Annotated in this window: 17 protein-coding genes; 13 read left to right on the forward strand and 4 right to left on the reverse strand. The window is 56.3% G+C overall.

What is annotated here, in order from left to right; all coding sequences use genetic code 11:
* Positions 1 to 4: 4 nt before the first annotated feature.
* Together ACI7MX_RS17520 and ACI7MX_RS17525 are read left to right on the forward strand one after the other, a co-directional pair.
* A complete protein-coding gene (locus ACI7MX_RS17520; RefSeq protein ID WP_405591092.1) occupies positions 5 to 940 on the forward strand; it encodes a chemotaxis protein CheV in 936 nt (311 codons plus the stop codon).
* A gap of 79 nt (positions 941 to 1,019) precedes the next feature.
* On the forward strand, positions 1,020 to 1,826 hold the full coding sequence (locus tag ACI7MX_RS17525) for an MOSC domain-containing protein (RefSeq protein WP_405591095.1): 807 nt from the start codon (positions 1,020 to 1,022) through the stop codon (positions 1,824 to 1,826).
* 137 nt (positions 1,827 to 1,963) lie between these two features.
* Here ACI7MX_RS17525 and ACI7MX_RS17530 read toward each other — a convergent pair whose 3' ends face one another.
* Entirely contained in the window at positions 1,964 to 3,892 is a 1,929-nt protein-coding gene (locus ACI7MX_RS17530) for a transglycosylase SLT domain-containing protein (RefSeq protein WP_314488575.1), read from the reverse strand.
* Positions 3,893 to 4,107: 215 nt separating this feature from the next.
* Here ACI7MX_RS17530 and ACI7MX_RS17535 point away from each other — a divergent pair, with 215 nt between their 5' ends.
* On the forward strand, positions 4,108 to 6,024 hold the full coding sequence (locus ACI7MX_RS17535) for an ATP-binding cassette domain-containing protein (RefSeq protein ID WP_405591099.1): 1,917 nt from the start codon (positions 4,108 to 4,110) through the stop codon (positions 6,022 to 6,024).
* A 79-nt stretch (positions 6,025 to 6,103) separates the two neighbouring features.
* On the opposite strand, the gene ACI7MX_RS17540 is transcribed toward ACI7MX_RS17535, so the two are convergent.
* Positions 6,104 to 6,574, reverse strand: coding sequence for a universal stress protein (locus ACI7MX_RS17540; protein WP_314488570.1), 471 nt, complete (start codon positions 6,572 to 6,574; stop codon positions 6,104 to 6,106).
* Between the two features lie 102 nt (positions 6,575 to 6,676).
* On the opposite strand from ACI7MX_RS17540, the gene ACI7MX_RS17545 reads away from it, so the two are divergent.
* The 7 genes from ACI7MX_RS17545 to ACI7MX_RS17575 all read left to right on the forward strand — a co-directional run bounded on the left by ACI7MX_RS17545 (position 6,677) and on the right by ACI7MX_RS17575 (position 15,126).
* Positions 6,677 to 7,114, forward strand: a complete 438-nt coding sequence (locus tag ACI7MX_RS17545) for a hypothetical protein (protein WP_314488568.1) — start codon at positions 6,677 to 6,679, stop codon at positions 7,112 to 7,114.
* Between the two features lie 421 nt (positions 7,115 to 7,535).
* Positions 7,536 to 9,683, forward strand: coding sequence for a fatty acid oxidation complex subunit alpha FadB (gene fadB / locus ACI7MX_RS17550; protein WP_405591104.1), 2,148 nt, complete (start codon positions 7,536 to 7,538; stop codon positions 9,681 to 9,683).
* A gap of 27 nt (positions 9,684 to 9,710) precedes the next feature.
* The gene (gene fadA / locus ACI7MX_RS17555; protein ID WP_122784042.1) at positions 9,711 to 10,886 is read left to right on the forward strand and encodes an acetyl-CoA C-acyltransferase FadA; all 1,176 of its coding nucleotides are present in this window, start codon (positions 9,711 to 9,713) and stop codon (positions 10,884 to 10,886) included.
* 85 nt (positions 10,887 to 10,971) lie between these two features.
* Positions 10,972 to 11,223 (forward strand): DUF1653 domain-containing protein, encoded by a 252-nt coding sequence (locus ACI7MX_RS17560; RefSeq protein ID WP_122784043.1) that lies wholly within the window; start codon positions 10,972 to 10,974, stop codon positions 11,221 to 11,223.
* A 99-nt stretch (positions 11,224 to 11,322) separates the two neighbouring features.
* Positions 11,323 to 13,950 (forward strand): type I DNA topoisomerase, encoded by a 2,628-nt coding sequence (topA, locus tag ACI7MX_RS17565; protein WP_405591108.1) that lies wholly within the window; start codon positions 11,323 to 11,325, stop codon positions 13,948 to 13,950.
* A 299-nt stretch (positions 13,951 to 14,249) separates the two neighbouring features.
* The gene (locus tag ACI7MX_RS17570) at positions 14,250 to 14,771 is read left to right on the forward strand and encodes a DUF6586 family protein (RefSeq protein WP_405591111.1); all 522 of its coding nucleotides are present in this window, start codon (positions 14,250 to 14,252) and stop codon (positions 14,769 to 14,771) included.
* 118 nt (positions 14,772 to 14,889) lie between these two features.
* Entirely contained in the window at positions 14,890 to 15,126 is a 237-nt protein-coding gene (locus ACI7MX_RS17575) for a hypothetical protein (protein ID WP_314491128.1), read from the forward strand.
* Between the two features lie 71 nt (positions 15,127 to 15,197).
* Here the strand turns inward: ACI7MX_RS17575 and sulA are convergent, their stop codons facing one another.
* Complete coding sequence (gene sulA / locus ACI7MX_RS17580) at positions 15,198 to 15,671, reverse strand: SOS-induced cell division inhibitor SulA (RefSeq protein ID WP_314491125.1); 474 nt, start codon at positions 15,669 to 15,671, stop codon at positions 15,198 to 15,200.
* A gap of 12 nt (positions 15,672 to 15,683) precedes the next feature.
* Positions 15,684 to 16,292 (reverse strand): transcriptional repressor LexA, encoded by a 609-nt coding sequence (gene lexA, locus ACI7MX_RS17585; protein WP_029611310.1) that lies wholly within the window; start codon positions 16,290 to 16,292, stop codon positions 15,684 to 15,686.
* A 261-nt stretch (positions 16,293 to 16,553) separates the two neighbouring features.
* On the opposite strand from lexA, the gene ACI7MX_RS17590 reads away from it, so the two are divergent.
* The 3 genes from ACI7MX_RS17590 to ACI7MX_RS17600 all read left to right on the forward strand — a co-directional run bounded on the left by ACI7MX_RS17590 (position 16,554) and on the right by ACI7MX_RS17600 (position 19,192).
* Positions 16,554 to 17,261 (forward strand): TetR family transcriptional regulator, encoded by a 708-nt coding sequence (locus ACI7MX_RS17590; protein ID WP_405591116.1) that lies wholly within the window; start codon positions 16,554 to 16,556, stop codon positions 17,259 to 17,261.
* Between the two features lie 169 nt (positions 17,262 to 17,430).
* A complete protein-coding gene (nagZ, locus tag ACI7MX_RS17595) occupies positions 17,431 to 18,441 on the forward strand; it encodes a beta-N-acetylhexosaminidase (protein WP_122784049.1) in 1,011 nt (336 codons plus the stop codon).
* Between the two features lie 13 nt (positions 18,442 to 18,454).
* On the forward strand, positions 18,455 to 19,192 hold the full coding sequence (locus ACI7MX_RS17600) for an S-methyl-5'-thioinosine phosphorylase (RefSeq protein WP_405591120.1): 738 nt from the start codon (positions 18,455 to 18,457) through the stop codon (positions 19,190 to 19,192).
* Positions 19,193 to 19,255 lie beyond the last annotated feature (63 nt).

The raw sequence follows: 19,255 nt of genomic DNA on the forward strand, positions 1-19,255 counted from the left end.
ATCTATGGCCGGCATTCTCGACACGGTAGACCAGCGAACACAACTGGTCGGTGAAAACCGACTGGAACTGCTTATGTTTCGGCTGGCCGGTCGCCAGTTGTTTGCGATCAACGTGTTCAAGGTGCAAGAGGTCTTGCAACTCCCCACGTTGACCCTGATGCCCCATCGACATCCGCATGTCTGCGGTGTGGTCAACTTGCGGGGCAAAACCCTGCCAGTGATTGATCTTTCTCAGGCCATTGGAATGCGGCCATTGGTGCCGGGCCCCGACAGCACGATTATCGTGACGGAGTACAACCGTTCTGTTCAGGCATTTCTGGTGGGGGGCGTCGACCGTATTATCAATATGAACTGGGAAGCCATTTTGCCCCCGCCCGGCAGTGCCGGACGCCGACACTACCTGACCGCAATTACCAAGGTTGATGAGCATTTGGTCGAAATAATCGACGTGGAGAAAGTGCTCGCTGAAATCGTGCCGTACAACGCCAAAGTCTCACGCGACAAGCTGGATGATCCGATCCTGGAACAGGCTCGAGGCCGTGAAGTGCTGCTGGTGGATGACTCCAGCGTTGCACTGGCCCAGTTGCGTGAAACGCTCTCGCAACTGGGTGTCAAAATGCATGTTGCCAGTGATGGGCTCAAGGCGTTGAACATGCTCAAGGCCTGGGCGGATAGCGGGCACGTCATGACTGACAAGTTGCTGATGATCTTTACCGATGCCGAGATGCCAGAGATGGATGGCTATCGCTTGACCACCGAAATACGCAATGACCCGCGCCTGCGTGAGCTTTACGTGGTGCTGCACACCTCATTGTCCGGGAGTTTCAACGAGTCGATGGTGAAGAAAGTCGGCTGTGACAATTTCCTGTCCAAATTTCAGCCCGATAAATTGGTTGATGTCGTCCGCCAGCGTCTGGTGCGCGATCAAGTTCCTGCGTAACGTCCGGTATCTGCCTGATCTTTGCATCGCAGCAAGGCTCCTATAATCTGGCGGTTTTCACTCCGCAGGAAGTTGACTCATGCTGCGTCTAAGCGCGCTTTACCGTTATCCGCTGAAATCTGCGAAAGGGGAGCACCTGCGACAAGCCCCTCTCGACAAACTGGGAGTGGTTGGGGACCGACGCTGGATGTTGGTGGATGAAGCGACGGGGCGTTTTCTGACGCAGCGAACAGATCCCCAGATGAGCCAACTGTCGGCTTTGTGGAATGCTGCTGGCGGCTTGACCTTGAGCGCGAAGGGGTTTGAAGCCCTAGATGTCGAAGTGCCGGAGCCTGAAAACAACTTGCGCGGCGTCACGATATGGCGCGATACCCTGCGCGTGCCCGACGCGGGAGGGGTGGCTGCCGACTGGCTGAGTCGCTTTATCAATAAGCCGGTGCGGCTGGTGCATGTACCTCTTCAACGTGCTCGCTCGACTGAAGCAGGTTACGGGCGAGATGATGACAAGGTGGCGTTTGCTGATGGCTACCCGCTTTTGCTGATTGGTCAGGCGTCGCTGGATGATATTACGAGCAGAGTGGGCCGGCCGCTGGAGATGCTGCGTTTCAGGCCCAATCTGGTTATTGAGGGCAGTGAGGCGTTCGCTGAGGACGGCTGGAAGCGGATCCGCATTGGCGATGTCGAGTTTCGAGTGGTCAAATCCTGTTCGCGCTGCATTCTTACCACCATTGATCCTCAAACCGGTGTGCGTGATGAACAGCGTGAACCGCTGGCGACCCTGATGTCTTATCGCAAGCAAGAGGGCGGCACAATGTTTGGCCAGAATCTGGTCAATGACAGCAATGGTGTACTGGAAGTTGGAATGTCAGTGACAGTGCTGGAGTAGCGGGTGAGCCGCTGACAAGGAACGAAGGCTGCGATCGGCGGCAAAGCCTTCGCAGAATCTCAACCCTACAGCTTTCCCAGTGTGCGATCGCTTCGTGCTCGATCGCCACCTTCGTCAGCGACTACAGATTTTAAAGGTCATTGATCGTCGAAAAAGCGCTCGTGCCAATCCACCAAGGGCTGTGGGACATTGAGCTTTTGCCCGTAGATTACCGAATATGAGAGCACGTTCTGCACGTATTGGCGGGTCTCATCGAACGGGATGCTTTCAATCCACACATCGAAACCTAAATGGTTCGCCCCTCTGAGCCACTGGCGAACACGGCCGGGGCCCGCGTTGTAAGCGGCGGAAGCCAGCACCCTGTTGCCGTTGAACTGGCCATGTACCTGGCTCAGATAGGCAGCGCCCAGCTGAATGTTTTTATCCGGGTTAAGCACCTGCTGCGGGGAGGCCAGCGGAATGTTGAATTTTCTCGCGGTCTCTTTGGCGGTGGCTGGCATCAGTTGCATCAAGCCGCTTGCACCCACGCCAGAACGTGCGTCATCCATAAACGCACTTTCCTGCCGGGTAATGGCAAACACCCAGCTGGAATGAAGCCCCCGAACCTTGGCTTCTCTCACCAGTGTATCGCGGTGAGCCATCGGGAAACGTATATCCAGGTCATCCCAATATTGCGCTTGGCTGATGGTGCGAATGGCCGGGAAGTACCATTTCAGGTCGTAGGCCAGTTTGGCCTGCGCGACCATTTCATCGCGGTTGAAGTGGCGACTGACGTAATACCACTCACGCCGCCCGTCGACGATCTGACCGCGATCATGAAACTCCAGTGCCCGCTGAACGCCGGGCGTATTGCGCACTTTATTGATCAGCTGCGGGCTGAGTACCAATGGTTTGTTGTTGAGCTGATAAGGCGTCTGGGCGCGATCAGCTGCCAGAAATCCGTAAAAATCACGTTCCTTGGCAACCGTTTTGAACAGCGCGAGTGATTGCGGGTTTTTTGGCTCGGCCAACTCAAGGCTTCGGGCCTGCCAATAGCGCCAGCGGTTAGTGCTGGCCAGGTCTTGCGGCAGTTTTTGCGTTAACTGATAGGCATCTTGCCAGCGCGCAAGGCGCAGCAACAGGCGTAGACGCCATTCGGTGACGGTGTTATCGCGCAGCTCAGGGTCGTACTTGGTCATGATGTCCAGGCCGCGGCTGTCATAGCGGCGGGCGAACGTCAGACCTATTTCACGGGCAATCGCGACTTTTTCGTCACGTGAAAAATGCATGTTGGTGGCGTAAGTGTCGAGCAGTGAGGCGGCTTTTTCCGGGTCCTGCCGTGCCAGGCGGCGCAAGCCCAGACCCACGGCATCAGACATGGCCTCGCTGGCCGGGGCGAAGCGTGAGGGTTGGCTGAGCATGTCGGGCTTTTGTGCCACGTCAATCATCAACTTGGCCTGTGGGCCAAGGCTGGTCAGTCCGTTGGCCAGGGATGTGGCCAAGCCATAATTGCGCGCCTCTGCCGCTAGCTTGACGCGCTGCCAGCGTTTTTGTTCGGTCAATTGACCTTCCGCAGCCCACTGGCTGAACAGAGCATCACACGCGGCAGGTTGCGCCTTGCCCACCAGCCAGAGTTTTTCGGCACTGGCGTAGCCCTCAGCCTTGCGGTTGTGCTGCAACTCATATTGGCCGTTCAGGCAGTCCAGCTCTGTGAAATTAAGTTTCGGATCGTAGTACTTGGCGAAAGTCGCCCAGTCGCCACGGTCTGCCAGCCAGCGCAACCAGCGCAGTTTCATCCAGTTGGCTTGCGGCAGATCACCGTGCTCGGCCAGAAACTGCTCGATTTCGGCGTTATCGGCCGATTTGAGGCGCGCTGTCAGCTCGTCATAAGCCAGGTAGGGCGTCAGCGGATACGAGCGAAGGGCGGCGGCATTCTGAAAATAGGGACCAGAGTCACCTTTGGCTAATGCGCGTTTGGCTTCGTCGTACAGTTGACGTTGTTGAGTAAGGTCTGCGGCATGGGCGGATTGCACGGCGCAGGTGGTGAGAAGCAGGCAGGATAAAAAGTTGAAAAGGCGACTGCGCATGGGGCTTCCGTACAAATAGAAAACGCGACAAGTGCAGACCCTGCCTGCACTGATTGTGCCGTAGCTTAGCCTTTTGCCGGCGCGCCGTGAAAGCATTGGAAGCCAGGCGGCGCAACTTGGCACTAAATGAGGGGGCAAGAGCACCGTCGACGAAATACCCGGCCGCCAAAGGGCTCAAATCAGGTAGAATGCGCGCCCAGTTTTCGGAGAAGATCATGACCCTGCTCAAATTCAGCGATGTGTCCCTTGCTTTCGGCTCTACGCCGTTGTTGGACAAGGTGTCCTGGCAGATCGCCCGTGGAGAGCGGGTGTGCATCATCGGCCGCAACGGCACCGGCAAGTCCAGCATGATGAAGCTGGTAAAAGGTGATCAGAAGCCCGATGACGGCTCTGTCTGGCGCGCACCCGGCCTCAAAATAGGCGAGCTGCCGCAAGAGTTGCCGGTAGCCGACGAGCGGACGGTATTCGATGTGGTTGCCGAAGGTCTGGACGGTGTGGGTGAGCTTTTGGCTCAGTACCACCACTTGAGCCAGAACATCGTGACCGATGCCGACCTGGACAAACTGATGCACGTTCAGCAAGACCTTGAAGCCCGTGATGGCTGGCGGTTGCAGCAATTGGTCGACAGCACCCTGAGCCGTCTGCAATTGCCTGCTGATAAAACGCTTGCCGAATTGTCCGGCGGCTGGCGTCGACGCGTCCTGCTGGCGCAAGCGTTGGTATCTGAACCAGATCTGCTGCTGCTCGACGAACCGACCAACCACTTGGACATCGGTGCGATTGCCTGGCTTGAAGAAGCGCTTAAAGACTTCCAGGGCGCTGTTCTGTTTATCACCCACGACCGTTCCTTCTTGCAGAACCTGGCGACTCGGATTCTGGAACTGGATCGGGGCGGCCTGATTGACTGGAATGGCGACTACGCCAGTTTCCTGGTGCACAAAGAAGCCACGTTGGCTGCTGAAGAGACCGCCAATGCCTTGTTCGACAAGCGTCTGGCTCAGGAAGAAGTGTGGATTCGTCAGGGCATCAAGGCCCGTCGTACCCGTAACGAAGGCCGCGTGCGTGCCTTGAAAGCATTGCGTGTTGAGCGCAGCGAGCGTCGCGAGCGTACTGGTAAAGCCAATATCCTGCTGGACACGGCTGACAAGTCGGGCAAGCAAGTGATGGTGCTGGAAAACGTCAGCTTCGCGCATCCGGGTGGTCCGTTCCTGATCAAGGACTTCTCGATGGTGTTGCAACGTGGCGACCGTATTGGTCTGCTGGGTGCCAACGGTACCGGCAAAACCACGCTGTTGAAGTTGATGCTGGGTGGTCTGCAACCGACTGAAGGCAAAGTGGAAGAGGGCACGCGCATTGACGTGGCGTACTTCGACCAATTGCGTCATCAGCTGGATCTGGAAAAAACAGTGATCGATAACGTGGCCGAAGGCCGTGACTTTATCGATATCGACGGTCAGAGCCGACATGTCCTCAGCTACTTGGGTGACTTCCTGTTCAGCCCTCAGCGTGCCCGCACGCCCGTCAAGGCGCTGTCAGGTGGTGAGCGTGCGCGTTTGTTGCTGGCCAAACTGTTCAGCAAACCGGCCAACTTGTTGGTGCTCGATGAGCCCACCAACGACCTCGACGTTGAAACGCTGGAGCTGCTTGAAGAAGTCCTGCTGACGTTCCAGGGCACTGTGCTGATGGTCAGTCACGACCGGGCATTCCTCGACAACGTCGTCACCAGCACCCTGGTCTTCGAAGGGGAAGGCAAGGTGCGTGAATACGTGGGTGGTTATCAGGACTGGTTGCGTCAGGGCGGTTCGCCGCGTCTATTGGGTGTGACCGAGAGCAAGTCTGGCAAAGCTGACTTGAACTCTGCGGTGGTCACGCCAGCAGCGGCTCCGGCGGCAGCTCAACCGGCTCCGGCCGCTAAAAAGAAACTGAGCTACAAGTTACAGCGTGAGCTGGAATCGTTGCCAAGTGAGATCGACGCTAAAGAGCAGGCGATTGCTGCTGTTGAAGCCGAAATGGCTGACGCAGGCTTCTACCAGCGTCCTGCGGCGCAAACAGCTGAAGTGATTGCCAAGCTTGAGAAACTGCAAGCTGAGCTTGAGCAATTGGTGGAGCGTTGGGCTGAGCTGGATGCCTGATTGACCGTCTGCTGAACTGAAAAAGCCCGGCCTTTCACACGAAAAGGCCGGGCTTTTTTGTTGTTACAGCCAGACTGTATCAGTCATCTGTTTTTTTCAGGCTGACTGCCAGCACATCACAGGGTGCGCCATGCAATACGTCATTTGCCGTAGAGCCCAGCAGCAGTGCAAGACCGTGTCGGCCATGACTGCCAACGACGATCAGGTCGCATTTTTCTTTAATGGCGAAACCATGAATTTCCTGCCGCGGCTGGCCGAATGTTAGATAGCAATTTTTATCGGGTCCGGTGATGTGGAGGTGCGGGTAAAAGTCCGCCAGCCGTTCAAGGCGCTCTGTGGCCTGGTCAAACTGTTGTTGCTGCAACTGCGACAGATCCATCGGCACGTCGCCCCCAAATGCCATCGCCATCGGCTCAACGATGTGTATCAGTGACAACTTGGCGCCGTTAGCCTTGGCACTTGCGCTGGCGCGATAGATCACCGGGTCACATTCTTCAGTCAGGTCGACGGCGACTAAAATATGTGTGTAGGGCTTTAGCGTGGAAGGCATGTGAAACGCTCCTGTAAATGGCAATGGTTTTGAGTATGGCCCTTTTTGAAGGGGCAGGGTTCAAGTCAGCGAATTCGTTAACGGGTAATTAAGAGTACAGATATGACGGTATGGATAGTGGTGTCAATCCTGGCGCTGGTTTTGAGCCCTCTGGCCTGGTTGCGGCCTTCGCGCCGTCAGAGCGGTCGTATGGCGTTGCGCATGGAGGCCCGGCGCATGGGGCTATCCATGCAGCTGGCAAAACAGCAATGGCCTCATTGGCTAGAGCCTGAGCCGCCGGGTTCCTGTGCCCAGTTTGTTCGACCGCGGCGCAGTACTAAGCCAGATGAGTGGTGCTATTGGCAATCATCTCCCGGAATATGGGTCAATCAGTGGCGTGAGGCGTGCGTGGATGAACGTTTGCTAACGCAATTCAGAAAGTTGCCGGCTAGCGTGTACAAAATCGAAGCAACCTCACAGATGATCGCGTTGTATTGGGGGGAGAAAGGCGAATCTGAAGTGCTACTGGCCATTGATGAGGTGCTCAAGGCATTAGCCTGAGTACGCAGCACTGGTAGTCGCAGTCGAGGCACGAAAGCTGCGATGAGCCCGGCGCTAAGACCTTGATATTCAGGTTGCGCGACGTGTCAGATACTGAGGCGTCCTTGCATTTACGACGGCTTTGCCGCCGATCGTAGCCTTCGTGCCTCGTCAGCAACAAATTGCGACCGACCAGTCGTTTTATCATCGTTGGTTTGGGCAATTGACAATCGTTGGCTTTTCCCTGAAGGTGTCGACACCCAAATCAAACGGGCGTATGAATCGAGTGTTTGTCCTGTAAGGCGAAGCTCGCATCAGCCCGATTATCGCGTTGGCGGGTGTGCCTGGCGGATTGGAATCTGTATTGGCCCAAAGGTCAGTGACGGCCAGACGCAGGCGTGCGACGTGTACTGTTCAGCTTCCATATCCTGGAGATCAGTTGATGATTTACGAAGGTAAAGCCATCACGGTTACGGCTCTTGAAAGTGGCATCGTCGAACTGAAGTTCGACCTCAAGGGTGAGTCCGTCAACAAGTTCAACCGTCTAACCCTGAACGAATTGCGTCAGGCGGTAGATGCGATCAAGGCAGACGCCTCGATCAAGGGCGTCATCGTTTCCAGTGGCAAAGACGTATTTATCGTCGGTGCCGACATCACCGAATTCGTCGAAAACTTCAAGTTGCCGGATGCCGAGCTGATTGCTGGCAACCTCGAAGCCAACAAAATCTTCAGTGATTTCGAAGACCTCAATGTTCCGACTGTGGCTGCCATCAACGGCATCGCGTTGGGCGGCGGTCTGGAAATGTGCCTGGCTGCGGACTTCCGGGTCATGGCCGACAGCGCCAAAATCGGCCTGCCTGAAGTCAAACTGGGCATTTACCCGGGTTTTGGCGGCACCGTCCGTCTACCCCGCTTGATCGGTGTTGATAATGCCGTTGAGTGGATTGCCTCCGGTAAAGAAAACCGCGCCGAAGACGCGCTGAAAGTGAGCGCTGTTGATGCTGTGGTGTCAGCTGACAAGCTGGGCACTGCCGCACTCGATCTGATCAAGCGCGCTATCAGTGGCGAGTTGGACTACAAAGCTAAGCGCCAGCCGAAGCTTGAAAAACTCAAGCTGAACGCCATTGAGCAAATGATGGCGTTTGAAACGGCCAAGGGTTTCGTGGCCGGCCAAGCGGGCCCGAACTATCCGGCGCCGGTTGAAGCGATCAAGACTATCCAGAAAGCCGCGAACTTCGGTCGTGACAAGGCGCTGGAAGTAGAAGCCGCCGGTTTCGCCAAACTGGCCAAGACCTCGGCTTCGCAGTGTTTGATCGGGCTGTTCCTGAACGATCAGGAACTGAAGAAAAAAGCCAAGATCTACGACAAAATCGCCAAAGACGTGAAGCAGGCTGCCGTTCTCGGCGCCGGCATCATGGGCGGCGGTATTGCCTATCAGTCGGCTTCCAAAGGCACGCCGATCCTGATGAAAGACATCAACGAGCACGGTATCGAGCAAGGGCTGGCTGAAGCTGCCAAATTGCTGGTGGGCCGCGTTGATAAAGGTCGCATGACCCCGGCGAAAATGGCTGAAGTACTTAACGGGATTCGTCCTACGCTGTCTTACGGCGATTTCGGCAACGTCGACCTGGTGGTCGAAGCGGTTGTCGAGAATCCGAAGGTCAAGCAGGCCGTCTTGGCTGAAGTCGAAAACCACGTGCGCGAAGATGCGATTCTGGCGTCCAACACCTCGACCATTTCCATCAGCCTGTTGGCCAAAGCCCTCAAGCGTCCGGAAAACTTCGTGGGCATGCACTTCTTCAACCCGGTGCACATGATGCCGTTGGTTGAAGTGATTCGTGGCGAGAAGTCGAGCGATCTGGCGGTTGCAACCACCGTTGCTTATGCCAAGAAAATGGGCAAAAACCCGATCGTGGTCAACGACTGTCCGGGCTTTTTGGTCAACCGTGTGCTGTTTCCATACTTTGGCGGTTTTGCCAAGCTGGTCAGCGCCGGTGTCGACTTTGTGCGCATCGATAAAGTCATGGAGAAATTCGGCTGGCCGATGGGCCCGGCCTACCTGATGGACGTGGTCGGTATCGACACCGGCCACCACGGTCGTGACGTGATGGCTGAGGGTTTCCCGGACCGCATGAAAGATGATCGCCGTTCGGCGATTGATGCGCTGTACGACGCCAAGCGCCTGGGTCAGAAAAACGGCAAGGGCTTCTACGCCTACGAAGAAGACAAGCGCGGCAAGCAGAAGAAAGTCGTTGATTCCAGCGTGCTTGAAGTGCTCAAGCCTATTGTCTACGAGCAGCGCGAGGTGACCGACGAAGACATCATTAACTGGATGATGATCCCGCTGTGTCTGGAAACCGTGCGCTGCCTGGAAGACGGCATCGTTGAAACCGCAGCCGAGGCCGATATGGGCCTGGTCTACGGCATTGGCTTCCCGCTGTTCCGTGGCGGCGCGCTGCGCTACATCGACTCGATCGGTGTTGCAGAGTTCGTGGCCCTGGCCGACCAGTACGCTGAATTGGGCGCGCTGTACCACCCGACTGCGAAGCTGCGTGAAATGGCCAAGAACGGTCAGAGCTTCTTCGGTTAAGCGCCCTATTAGAGTGAGAGTGAAATTATGAGCTTGAATCCTAGAGACGTGGTGATTGTCGACTTCGGTCGCACCCCGATGGGCCGCTCCAAGGGTGGCATGCACCGCAACACCCGTGCTGAAGACATGTCTGCGCACCTGATCAGCAAAGTGCTGGAGCGCAATAACAAGGTCGACCCTAAAGAAGTCGAAGATGTGATCTGGGGCTGTGTGAACCAGACCCTGGAGCAGGGCTGGAACATCGCGCGCATGGCGTCATTGATGACCCAGATCCCGCACACCTCGGCTGCGCAAACCGTTAGCCGCCTGTGCGGCTCGTCGATGAGCGCCTTGCACACGGCTGCGCAAGCGATCATGACCGGCAACGGTGACGTTTTCGTCGTAGGCGGCGTCGAGCATATGGGCCACGTGAGCATGATGCACGGCGTTGATCCTAACCCGCACATGTCGCTGTATGCGGCCAAAGCCTCGGGCATGATGGGCCTGACCGCTGAAATGCTGGGCAAGATGCATGGCATCACCCGCGAACAACAGGATGCTTTTGGTGTGCGTTCTCATCAGTTGGCCCATAAGGCAACGATTGAAGGCAAATTCAAAGACGAAATCATCCCGATGCAAGGGTATGACGAAAACGGTTTCCTGAAAGTCTTCGACTATGATGAAACCATTCGTCCGGAAACTACCCTTGAAAGCCTGGCTGCGTTGAAGCCGGCGTTCAACCCCAAGGGCGGCACCGTGACAGCGGGCACTTCGTCGCAGATTACCGATGGTGCTTCGTGCATGATCGTGATGTCTGCTCAACGTGCCAAAGACCTGGGTCTTGAGCCGTTGGCCGTGATTCGTTCGATGGCGGTGGCTGGTGTGGATCCAGCTATCATGGGCTATGGTCCTGTACCGGCTACGCAAAAAGCATTGAAGCGTGCGGGCTTAAATATGGCCGATATCGACTTCATTGAGCTTAATGAAGCCTTCGCTGCACAGGCACTGCCGGTGCTGAAAGATTTGAAAGTGCTCGACAAGATGGATGAGAAGGTTAACCTGCACGGCGGTGCCATCGCTCTGGGTCATCCATTTGGATGCTCAGGTGCGCGTATCTCCGGCACCTTGCTCAATGTAATGAAGCAAAATGGCGGCACTTTCGGGTTGTCCACCATGTGCATTGGTCTTGGCCAGGGCATTGCCACCGTCTTCGAACGCGTATAAAGCGTTGTGTTGATGGAAGCCGGGGCCATGTGCCCCGGTTTTGTTTTTTAAGCGTTTTAAATTTTTTTCTTTGAGGGGGCGCAATATGTCGGTACAACTTGGGCTCTATCAGCACTACAAAGGTCCGCATTATCGGGTGTTCAATGTGGCGCGCCACTCTGAAACCGAAGAGCAGGTTGTTTTTTACCAAGCCCTGCATGGTGAGTTCGGATATTGGGTACGCCCGTTGAGCATGTTTCTTGAAACGGTGGAGTTTGAGGGCAAAACAGTCCCGCGATTCGCCCTTGTTCAGGAAGAGCCGAGTATTTTCCCCAAGGCTAAAGACGCAGTCGCGTAGCACCCTGCGCTTGACCTCACCTTGTAGCCACTATATATAGCGGTGCCGCGTCAGGCGCGAACCGCCTTTCACTTCTAGAATTCAGGAATTTTCTGATCCATGGGCAAATCGCTGGTCATTGTGGAATCCCCGGCTAAGGCCAAGACCATCAACAAGTACTTGGGCAACGAGTACGTGGTGAAGTCGAGTATCGGCCATATCCGAGACCTGCCCACCAGCGGTTCGGCTAGCGCCAGTAAAGAACCTGCTGCCAAGCGTGGTAAGGCCGCGGCCGGCGAAGCGTCCGCCCTGTCGCCCAAAGAGAAGGCTCAGAAACAGCTGATCTCGCGCATGGGTGTAGATCCGGAACACGGCTGGAAAGCCAAGTACGAGATCCTTCCCGGCAAGGAAAAGGTGATTGAAGAGCTGCGCCGGCTCGCCAAGGATGCTGACACCATCTATCTCGCAACCGACTTGGATCGCGAAGGGGAAGCCATTGCCTGGCACCTGCGCGAAGCCATTGGTGGTGATGACAGCCGTTACAAGCGTGTGGTGTTCAACGAAATCACCAAGAAGGCGATTCAGGAAGCCTTCTCCAAGCCGGGTGAGCTGGATATTAACCGGGTCAATGCCCAGCAAGCGCGTCGTTTCCTCGATCGCGTAGTGGGGTACATGGTCTCCCCGCTGCTGTGGGCGAAAATCGCCCGGGGCCTGTCGGCAGGTCGCGTGCAGTCAGTCGCGGTAAAACTGGTGGTTGAGCGTGAGCGTGAAATCCGCGCCTTCAACCCCGAAGAATACTGGGAAATTCATGCAGACCTCGGCACCGCCAAGGGTGCAAAAGTGCGTTTCGACGTCGCCCGTGAAAAAGGCGAGGCGTTCAAGCCACTGAACGAAGCCCAGGCGATGGCGGCACTGGAGAAGCTCAAGGCTTCCAGCTACAGCATCGTCAAGCGTGAAGACAAGCCAACCAGCAGCAAGCCTTCAGCACCGTTTATCACCTCCACTCTGCAACAGGCCGCGAGTAATCGTCTGGGCTTCGGGGTGAAGAAAACCATGATGATGGCTCAGCGTCTGTATGAAGCTGGCTACATCACGTATATGCGTACGGACTCCACCAACCTTTCGGCTGATGCGCTGGAAATGGCGCGTTCGTACATTGAAGGTGAATTCGGCGCGGATTACCTGCCGCCAGCCCCTAACGTCTACAGCAGCAAGGAAGGCGCACAAGAGGCTCACGAAGCGATTCGTCCTTCTGATGTGAATATGCATCCAAGCAAGTTGTCGGGTATGGAGCGCGACGCTGAGCGCCTTTACGAGCTTATCTGGCGCCAGTTCGTGGCGTGCCAGATGCTGCCGGCCAAATACCTGTCGACCACTGTGACTGTTGCAGCCGGCGACTTTGAGCTGCGCGCCAAGGGTCGCATCCTCAAGTTCGACGGTTACACCCGTGTCATGCCGCAAATTGCAAAACCGGGCGACGATGACGTTCTGCCCGACATGGCGCAGGGCGACAAGCTGAAACTGATCGAGCTGGATCCGAGCCAGCATTTCACCAAGCCGCCTGCACGGTACTCCGAAGCCAGCCTGGTGAAAGAGATGGAAAAACGCGGGATTGGTCGTCCGTCGACCTATGCCGCGATTATCGGCACCATTCAGGATCGTGGCTACGTGGCGTTGCACAACCGCCGCTTCTACTCCGAAAAAATGGGCGACATCGTCACCGAGCGTTTGTCCGAAAGCTTCTCTGACCTGATGGACTACGGCTTCACGGCCGGTATGGAAGAGAACCTCGACGATGTGGCTCACGGCGAGCGCGACTGGAAAAACGTACTGGACGAGTTCTACGGCAACTTCAAAAAGAAACTTGAAGTCGCGGCGGCGCCTGAGGGCGGCATGCGTGCCAACCAGCCAGTAATGACCGATATTCCTTGCAAGGAATGCGGTCGTCCCATGCAGATTCGTACGGCCTCGACGGGCGTATTCCTGGGGTGCTCGGGCTACAGCTTGCCGCCCAAAGAGCGCTGCAAGGCCACCGTCAATCTGGTGCCGGGCGATGAGATTGCTGCCGATGATGAAGGCGAGTCCGAATCGTTGGTGTTGTTGGGCAAGCACCGTTGCCCGATTTGCAGCACGGCGATGGATGCTTACTTGCTGGATGAGAAGCACAAGCTTCACATCTGCGGTAACAACCCGGACTGTGTAGGCTACGAAATCGAAGAAGGTAACTACCGCATCAAGGGTTACGAAGGGCCAAGCCTGGAGTGCGACAAGTGCGGTAGCGAGATGCAGCTCAAAACCGGGCGTTTCGGTAAATTCTTTGGTTGCACCAATCCAGAGTGTAAGAACACTCGAAAACTGCTGAAAAGTGGTGAGGCGGCGCCGCCGAAGATGGACCCGGTGAAAATGCCGGAGCTCAAGTGCGAGAAGGTCAACGACACGTATATTTTGCGTGACGGTGCCTCAGGCTTGTTCCTTGCTGCCAGTCAGTTTCCGAAAAACCGTGAGACGCGTGCGCCGTTGGTGATCGAGATTGTTCCGCACAAGGACGAGATTGATCCCAAGTACCACTTCCTGTGTGAGGCGCCCAAGAAAGACCCTGATGGTCGTCCCGCAGTGATTCGGTACAGCCGTAAAACCAAAGAGCAGTACGTACAGACTGAAGTGGACGGCAAGCCTACGGGCTGGCGCGCGTTCTACGACGGTAATAGCTGGAAGGTTGAAGACAAGCGTAAAGACAAAGACGCTTGATCTGAGTTGACCGCTGAATAAAAAACCGCGCAAGGGCTGCATGCCTTGCGCGGTTTTTTTTGGCCAGATTCTGTAGCCGCTGCCGAGGCGCGAAGGCTGCGATCGGCGGCGAAGTCGTCGTAAAATCAGTCGTTGCGCAGTATCAGGTAGCCTGAAATCTCCGGGTTTACGATCGCTGCGCGACCGGACGCAGCCTGCGGCAGCTGCTACGCAGGGCTATCAGCAAATGCTTGCTCCAATGGCCTGTAATCCCTGAGACTGCATCACTGCCTTTACCCCTTTCGTTGTGGAGCGCCCGCATGGCTCATGAACTCTATACTCGCACCAATCAGAAAATCTATTTCGCAGGTCTGGCACTTGAAGCCATGAAGAAGGCGGGTGAAGGCCGAGCGATGAATGCACAGGCATTGCTGCAAGCTGAGCGCGAATCGGCTGTCTTTCATTTATACGGTGCTTTACTGGGGCTAAGCCATGAAATTGCCGGGTTCTATCGGCTCTCTCAAGCCAATGCGACACGGGTTGAGCTGATACTCACTCAGGCTGTGCTGGATGAAAAGGCGATTCCTGAGTTGGCTGAGCTGGTAGAGCTGGCGCGAGCGCCACAGACTTGGTTGGCCCAGTTGTTAGCGACTCATGCTGCACTGTACTTGCCGTTGCAGGCACCGAAAAAGATCAAGGTCGATGTGTTTCAGCCCTTGATTGCGGCGGTCAATCTTGAAGATGAGGCTTCACCGCAATTGGCTCAAGAAACGCTGGAGGAGTGGCGGCAAAACCTGAAAGGGTTGGCCATTCGTTTTCGTGATGGCCTTAATGAGTGCTAACGGTCGCGCATAAAACTGTACAGTCAGTCATCACTTTCTAATGATTCCTGCGTATATCCTGGAAAATTCTTAAGGGATGACTGATATAATCTCGCGCTTTCGTGGAGAACAACTTTTTATGCCAACGTCCTTTCTAGAAATTGTCGAATTACCAGACGGCCGTATCGAACTGCGCCGGGCTGAAGACGAAGGGTCTTTGGTGACGCTGGACTTCTCTGAGGATGCCAAGGCATTTCTTCAGGGTCAGCATGTAGAAGTGGCGAAAGCCATGCTGAGCGTGGGTGTGCAAATGGCCGGCCGCCTGGCCGAAGGCGATCTTGAGCAAGATGAAGAAGGGCCTCGCATTCTTCATTAAGCGCCCCGCACAGCTCTCTACCACAGCAAGGCTAATGCGTTCAGCACTGGCCCTGTGGTTGTAATAGCCGTTTATCCCAAGCGAATATTTAGACTTTGCCCGTTACCTGCGCGTGCTGCGCCGATCAGCTGTTGGCGCGCGGCACTGCTCAGTGGGTTGATCCAGCTCACTACAGTGTGGCTGCGGCCCAGGCGTAGGGCTTCGCAGGTCAGTTGTAGCGCGGTTTTATTGCCGTTGGGTTGCAACAGCAAAATACGCTCTCGGTTGAGGCCTGCGTCGCGCAGCCAGCTTTGGGTAAGGCTCGGTGGCGGGGCAATCAGGGTCAGCCAGCGTGCATGTTGCTGTTCGCTTAATTCGCGCAGCATGGGCGCCAGCAGGTTCAGGCAGTTCTCGGCGGCACCGCGTAAAGACAGTTCGCTGAATACTTCAGGTTCTGCGCTCCAAGGTGTTTCAAGCACTTCTTTGATCGTGGTGGGCATGGGTTGCGCCATGAACACTTCGAACAGGGGTAGTTGTGCAGGCAGCGGTGTGTGCGGGAACTGCATGGCGCCTCCTAATTAGCGACGTATAACGCCTACGCTCAGGCCTTCGATTACCAGTTCCTGCTCTTTGAGATTCACTTCAATGGGCGCGAAATCGGGGTTTTCAGCGATAAGCCAGACTTTGCTGCCTTCTCGTTTGAAGCGTTTTACAGTCACTTCGTCGTCGATACGCGCCACGACGATCTGACCGTTACGTGCTTCGCGGCAGGTATGAACGGCTAAAAGGTCGCCATCAAATATGCCGACGTCTTTCATGCTCATGCCTTGCACCCGCAGCAGGTAGTCCGCCCGGGGGTGGAAGAAGGTCGGGTTGATGTTGCAGGACTCTTCGACGTGCTCTTGTGCCAGGATCGGGGCGCCAGCTGCGACGCGACCGATGATGGGCAGTGTGGACTCGTCGGCCTTGGCCTCAAAGCCCGGGATGCGAATGCCGCGGGACGCACCGGGGGTCATCTCGATGGCGCCCTTGCGGGCCAAAGCCTTGAGATGCTCTTCGGCGGCGTTCGGGGACTTGAAGCCCAGTTCCTGTGCGATCTCGGCACGGGTGGGCGGGTATCCGTTGTCATCCAGGCATCGCTTGATGAAGGCCAGGATCTCTGCTTGGCGTGGCGTCAGTTTTAACATGGTGATCGCTCTGTTTTTTTATACAGTGACTGGGATTATATACAGTGAAGGCTCATTGGCAATCATCCATTTCCTGTCGTCCGCTGGACGGTCGGCTGTAGGCGGTGTGTGGGGGCATTCATGGGTTGAGGCTGGATGGGCAAAGGCTGTGTTTAAATGCCAGACCGACCAGTCGTAAAACGAACACCTTGCCTTGACTTTTTACAAACTGAAACGTATGTTTCAAACACCTGTTTTAAGTGTTTTTCAGCCGGAGTAAACATGGCCCAGTCGGAAACCGTTGAACGTATCCTTGATGCTGCTGAGCAGTTGTTCGCGGAAAAAGGTTTTGCCGAAACTTCATTGCGGCTGATTACCAGCAAGGCCGGGGTTAACCTCGCAGCCGTCAATTATCATTTTGGCTCCAAGAAGGCGTTGATCCAGGCGGTCTTTTCGCGTTTTTTGGGCCCGTTCTGCGCCAACCTGGATCGTGAGCTTGAGCGTCGTCAGGCCAAGCCTGAGCAGCGTCCCACGCTGGAAGAGCTCCTTGAAATGCTGGTCGAGCAGGCACTGGTGATTCAACCGCGCAGCGGAAATGACCTGTCGATTTTCATGCGTTTGTTGGGACTTGCTTTCAGTCAAAGTCAGGGCCACTTGCGGCGTTACCTGGAAGACATGTATGGCAAAGTGTTTCGTCGCTATATGTTGCTGGTTAACGAGGCAGCGCCGCAAATTCCGCCTATAGAGTTGTTCTGGCGCGTGCATTTTATGCTTGGCGCGGCGGCATTCAGCATGTCCGGGATCAAGGCTTTGCGGGCGATTGCTGAAACCGACTTTGGGATCAACACCTCCATCGAGCAAGTCATGCGCCTTATGGTGCCCTTTCTGGCCGCAGGCATGCGCGCTGATAGCGGTGTGGTTGACCCGGCAATGGCCAGCGCTCAAATGCGTCCGCGGGCCAAAACTCCACAGGCTGCCCTTAAGGTTTGACCTGTGCGGGTGGGCGCGGCAGCTCAGTTCCGCTAAGCTAGCCGCCATGCCCAACCCTGACTTATTCCCGTTTGCCAACGCGCCGCTGCAATCCTCGATTGTGGCGCGTTTAGCTGTGTCCGCACGTTCGCGGCAGGTAATGAGCGCTCTCTTTATTTAAGGAATTTCCATGAGTTCAGCCCTGAAAGGCTCCTTGATGGTGGACGTGGCCGGTACTTGGCTGACGGCCGAAGACCGGCAACTGTTGCGCCAGCCTGAAGTGGGCGGGCTGATTATTTTTGCGCGCAACATCGAGCATCCCCGTCAGGTACGTGAGTTGAGTGCGTCGATTCGCGCCGTGCGCCCGGATCTGTTACTGGCGGTGGATCAGGAAGGTGGTCGGGTACAGCGTTTGCGTCAGGGTTTTGTAAGGCTGCCGGCGATGCGCGCCATTGCGGATAATCCGAATGCAGAGTACCTGGCCGAACAGTGTGGCTGGATCATGGCCACCGAAGTGTTGGCGGTGGGGCTGGACTTGAGCTTTGCGCCAGTGCTGGACCTGGACTACCAGCGCAGTGCAGTGGTGGGTAGCCGCTCGTTCGAGGGTGATCCCGAGCGCGCTGCAACGTTGGCCGGGGCCTTTATTCGCGGCATGAATGACGCAGGCATGGCGGCCACAGGCAAGCATTTTCCGGGCCACGGCTGGGCAGAAGCCGACTCGCATGTGGCTATCCCGACGGACGAACGCAGTCTTGAAGACATTCGCGCCCATGATCTCGTGCCGTTTGCACGTCTGAGCAAGCAACTGGCTGCAGTCATGCCGGCCCATGTTATTTACCCGCAAGTTGACAGTCAGCCAGCCGGTTTCTCTCGCCGTTGGTTACAGGATATTTTGCGCGGCGAACTGCAATTTGACGGTGTGATTTTCAGTGACGATCTGTCAATGGCCGGTGCTCACGTCGTGGGCGACGCGGCCAGTCGTATCGAAGCGGCCTTGTCGGCAGGCTGCGACATGGGATTGGTGTGCAACGATCGCGCTGCCGCCGAACTGGCACTCAGTGCTGCACAGCGCTTGAAGGTCACGCCTTCACCACGTATTGCGCGCATGCGGGCTCAAGCCTGGGCCAGCACCGACTATCGCCAGAACCCGCGCTGGCAGGTGGCAATGGGCGCACTTAAAGATGCTCAATTAATTGATTAAGGGATCTGCCTCAATGACGGTTTACGCAATTATTGGCGGTACAGGGCTGACTCAGCTTGAAGGTTTGACCATCAGCCGCTCGCTGGCACTCGACACGCCATACGGTCCGACCTCCGCGGATATTCAGATCGGTGAATTTGGTGGGCGCGAGGTGCTGTTTCTGGCGCGTCATGGGCATCCGCACCGTGTGCCGCCGCACGAGGTCAATTACCGCGCCAATCTGTGGGCGTTGAAGCAGGCCGGCGCTGAGTCGATTCTGGCAGTGAATGCCGTAGGCGGTATTCATATGGCGATGGGCACGGGGCATTTTTGCGTGCCTCATCAGCTGATTGATTACACCAGTGGTCGTGAGCACACTTATTTTGCCGGTGATCTGGAGCAGGTGACCCACATCGATTTCAGCTACCCCTATACCGAATCTTTGCGAGCGCAGTTGATTGCTGCTTTGGCGGCTGAAGGATGCTCCTACAGCAGTCACGGCGTGTACGCGGCCACCCAGGGACCACGTCTTGAGACGGTAGCGGAAATTGCCCGGCTTGAGCGTGATGGTTGCGACATTGTTGGCATGACCGGTATGCCTGAAGCGGCGCTGGCCCGTGAACTGGGGTTGGATTACGCGTGTCTGGCGCTGGTGGTCAACCCCGCCGCAGGCAAGTCGACGGCAATCATCACGATGGCCGAGATAGAGCAGGCGTTGCATGACGGCATGGGCAAGGTCAAGGCAACGCTGGCGCGGGTATTGGCGGGTTGATTTGACCTTTTGAATTGGCGACGGCTACGCCGCCGGGCGTAGCCTCGCTCCGCTGCTCAATGG

Origin of the sequence: Pseudomonas sp. 2024-210 (assembly GCF_045062345.1) — a bacterium.
In the GTDB taxonomy this organism is placed as follows: domain Bacteria; phylum Pseudomonadota; class Gammaproteobacteria; order Pseudomonadales; family Pseudomonadaceae; genus Aquipseudomonas.

What these genes read in the sequence shown, in the direction of transcription:
- ACI7MX_RS17520 (WP_405591092.1), top strand. Translation starts at nt 5, where the DNA reads ATGGCCGGCATTCTCGACACGGTAGACCAGCGAACACAACTGGTCGGT.
- ACI7MX_RS17525 (WP_405591095.1), top strand. Translation starts at nt 1,020, where the DNA reads ATGCTGCGTCTAAGCGCGCTTTACCGTTATCCGCTGAAATCTGCGAAA.
- ACI7MX_RS17530 (WP_314488575.1), bottom strand. Translation starts at nt 3,892, where the DNA reads ATGCGCAGTCGCCTTTTCAACTTTTTATCCTGCCTGCTTCTCACCACC.
- ACI7MX_RS17535 (WP_405591099.1), top strand. Translation starts at nt 4,108, where the DNA reads ATGACCCTGCTCAAATTCAGCGATGTGTCCCTTGCTTTCGGCTCTACG.
- ACI7MX_RS17540 (WP_314488570.1), bottom strand. Translation starts at nt 6,574, where the DNA reads ATGCCTTCCACGCTAAAGCCCTACACACATATTTTAGTCGCCGTCGAC.
- ACI7MX_RS17545 (WP_314488568.1), top strand. Translation starts at nt 6,677, where the DNA reads ATGACGGTATGGATAGTGGTGTCAATCCTGGCGCTGGTTTTGAGCCCT.
- fadB (WP_405591104.1), top strand. Translation starts at nt 7,536, where the DNA reads ATGATTTACGAAGGTAAAGCCATCACGGTTACGGCTCTTGAAAGTGGC.
- fadA (WP_122784042.1), top strand. Translation starts at nt 9,711, where the DNA reads ATGAGCTTGAATCCTAGAGACGTGGTGATTGTCGACTTCGGTCGCACC.
- ACI7MX_RS17560 (WP_122784043.1), top strand. Translation starts at nt 10,972, where the DNA reads ATGTCGGTACAACTTGGGCTCTATCAGCACTACAAAGGTCCGCATTAT.
- topA (WP_405591108.1), top strand. Translation starts at nt 11,323, where the DNA reads ATGGGCAAATCGCTGGTCATTGTGGAATCCCCGGCTAAGGCCAAGACC.
- ACI7MX_RS17570 (WP_405591111.1), top strand. Translation starts at nt 14,250, where the DNA reads ATGGCTCATGAACTCTATACTCGCACCAATCAGAAAATCTATTTCGCA.
- ACI7MX_RS17575 (WP_314491128.1), top strand. Translation starts at nt 14,890, where the DNA reads ATGCCAACGTCCTTTCTAGAAATTGTCGAATTACCAGACGGCCGTATC.
- sulA (WP_314491125.1), bottom strand. Translation starts at nt 15,671, where the DNA reads ATGCAGTTCCCGCACACACCGCTGCCTGCACAACTACCCCTGTTCGAA.
- lexA (WP_029611310.1), bottom strand. Translation starts at nt 16,292, where the DNA reads ATGTTAAAACTGACGCCACGCCAAGCAGAGATCCTGGCCTTCATCAAG.
- ACI7MX_RS17590 (WP_405591116.1), top strand. Translation starts at nt 16,554, where the DNA reads ATGGCCCAGTCGGAAACCGTTGAACGTATCCTTGATGCTGCTGAGCAG.
- nagZ (WP_122784049.1), top strand. Translation starts at nt 17,431, where the DNA reads ATGAGTTCAGCCCTGAAAGGCTCCTTGATGGTGGACGTGGCCGGTACT.
- ACI7MX_RS17600 (WP_405591120.1), top strand. Translation starts at nt 18,455, where the DNA reads ATGACGGTTTACGCAATTATTGGCGGTACAGGGCTGACTCAGCTTGAA.